Origin of the sequence: Campylobacter sp. US50a (genome assembly GCF_004379015.1) — a bacterium.
Classification (GTDB): domain Bacteria; phylum Campylobacterota; class Campylobacteria; order Campylobacterales; family Campylobacteraceae; genus Campylobacter_D; species Campylobacter_D jejuni.
This window is the reverse complement of record NZ_RYYJ01000032.1, coordinates 1-2,347: the sequence shown is the minus strand read 5'-3', so window position 1 is coordinate 2,347 and position 2,347 is coordinate 1. Positions and strand designations below refer to the sequence as shown.

Sequence of the window (2,347 nt, the reverse complement as noted above, 5' to 3'; positions counted from 1 at the left end):
TTTAATCCCTCTTTAAGTTTAATTGGTTATACTTTCATTTCCTTTTTTGAAAAAAGGACTTAAAATCTTTTAAATTATAAAGTTTCACTAACTGAGTAGATTTTATAAATTAACTTTATTTTAGATTTTTTAAGTTTTTAAATTATTTGAGTTTTTAACTTTCTTAATTTTTTAATTTAAAACTAAAAGCTTTTTTATAAATCTTGTTTTTAATTTAAAAACTTTTCTTTTAAAAATGATTTTTTGTTTTGTTCTTTTAACTTAGTATTGTTATTCAAATCTTATTAGTCAATCTTTGAAATCTAAATAAGTGATCGATTGAGCCAGAAAGATTTAGGCATAAGCAATTATGTAAAATCTATTCAATCTAATATTAAAAAGATTAAAAGCTTTTCTTTTAATCTTTTATAACTTTTTCTTTGAAGAAAAAGATTAAACTATCTATAAAAGTAATAAGGTTTATCTCTTTAATGCAATCTAAGTAGTTTATCTATATTAGGTTGGCGGGGTAGGCCTTTAGCTTGCTTCTTAGTCAAGGCTTTGCCTTGATGTTAAAGAAGGTTTATTATGGAGAGTTTGATCCTGGCTCAGAGTGAACGCTGGCGGCGTGCCTAATACATGCAAGTCGAACGATGAAGCTTTTAGCTTGCTAGAAGTGGATTAGTGGCGCACGGGTGAGTAAGGTATAGTTAATCTGCCCTACACAAGAGGACAACAGTTGGAAACGACTGCTAATACTCTATACTCCTGCTTAACACAAGTTGAGTAGGGAAAGTTTTTCGGTGTAGGATGAGACTATATAGTATCAGCTAGTTGGTAAGGTAATGGCTTACCAAGGCTATGACGCTTAACTGGTCTGAGAGGATGATCAGTCACACTGGAACTGAGACACGGTCCAGACTCCTACGGGAGGCAGCAGTAGGGAATATTGCGCAATGGGGGAAACCCTGACGCAGCAACGCCGCGTGGAGGATGACACTTTTCGGAGCGTAAACTCCTTTTCTTAGGGAAGAATTCTGACGGTACCTAAGGAATAAGCACCGGCTAACTCCGTGCCAGCAGCCGCGGTAATACGGAGGGTGCAAGCGTTACTCGGAATCACTGGGCGTAAAGGGCGCGTAGGCGGATTATCAAGTCTCTTGTGAAATCTAATGGCTTAACCATTAAACTGCTTGGGAAACTGATAGTCTAGAGTGAGGGAGAGGCAGATGGAATTGGTGGTGTAGGGGTAAAATCCGTAGATATCACCAAGAATACCCATTGCGAAGGCGATCTGCTGGAACTCAACTGACGCTAAGGCGCGAAAGCGTGGGGAGCAAACAGGATTAGATACCCTGGTAGTCCACGCCCTAAACGATGTACACTAGTTGTTGGGATGCTAGTCATCTCAGTAATGCAGCTAACGCATTAAGTGTACCGCCTGGGGAGTACGGTCGCAAGATTAAAACTCAAAGGAATAGACGGGGACCCGCACAAGCGGTGGAGCATGTGGTTTAATTCGAAGATACGCGAAGAACCTTACCTGGGCTTGATATCCTAAGAACCTTATAGAGATATGAGGGTGCTAGCTTGCTAGAACTTAGAGACAGGTGCTGCACGGCTGTCGTCAGCTCGTGTCGTGAGATGTTGGGTTAAGTCCCGCAACGAGCGCAACCCACGTATTTAGTTGCTAACGGTTCGGCCGAGCACTCTAAATAGACTGCCTTCGTAAGGAGGAGGAAGGTGTGGACGACGTCAAGTCATCATGGCCCTTATGCCCAGGGCGACACACGTGCTACAATGGCATATACAATGAGACGCAATACCGCGAGGTGGAGCAAATCTATAAAATATGTCCCAGTTCGGATTGTTCTCTGCAACTCGAGAGCATGAAGCCGGAATCGCTAGTAATCGTAGATCAGCCATGCTACGGTGAATACGTTCCCGGGTCTTGTACTCACCGCCCGTCACACCATGGGAGTTGATTTCACTCGAAGCCGGAATACTAAACTAGTTACCGTCCACAGTGGAATCAGCGACTGGGGTGAAGTCGTAACAAGGTAACCGTAGGAGAACCTGCGGTTGGATCACCTCCTTTCTAGAGTACAAAGTAATAAGTCTCACCACTATTACTTCAATATATAAACTCAATTGATTCTTGTTTAGATTTCAAAGATTGATGATAAAGCTAATTGTTTATGGGGAATTAGCTCAGCTGGGAGAGCGCCTGCTTTGCACGCAGGAGGTCAGCGGTTCGATCCCGCTATTCTCCACCATTTATTAAGGGCCTATAGCTCAGCTGGTTAGAGTGCACCCCTGATAAGGGTGAGGTCACAAGTTCAAGTCTTGTTAGGCCCACCATAAAAAA

Annotated in this window: 2 tRNA genes and 1 rRNA gene; all 3 read left to right on the top strand. The window is 42.1% G+C overall.

Annotated features, from left to right (window positions below):
* Positions 1–564: 564 nt before the first annotated feature.
* A 16S ribosomal RNA gene (locus ELQ11_RS09415) occupies positions 565–2,077 on the top strand.
* A gap of 102 nt (positions 2,078–2,179) precedes the next feature.
* Positions 2,180–2,255, top strand: a tRNA-Ala gene (locus ELQ11_RS09410).
* An 8-nt stretch (positions 2,256–2,263) separates the two neighbouring features.
* Positions 2,264–2,340 (top strand) — tRNA-Ile (locus tag ELQ11_RS09405).
* Positions 2,341–2,347 lie beyond the last annotated feature (7 nt).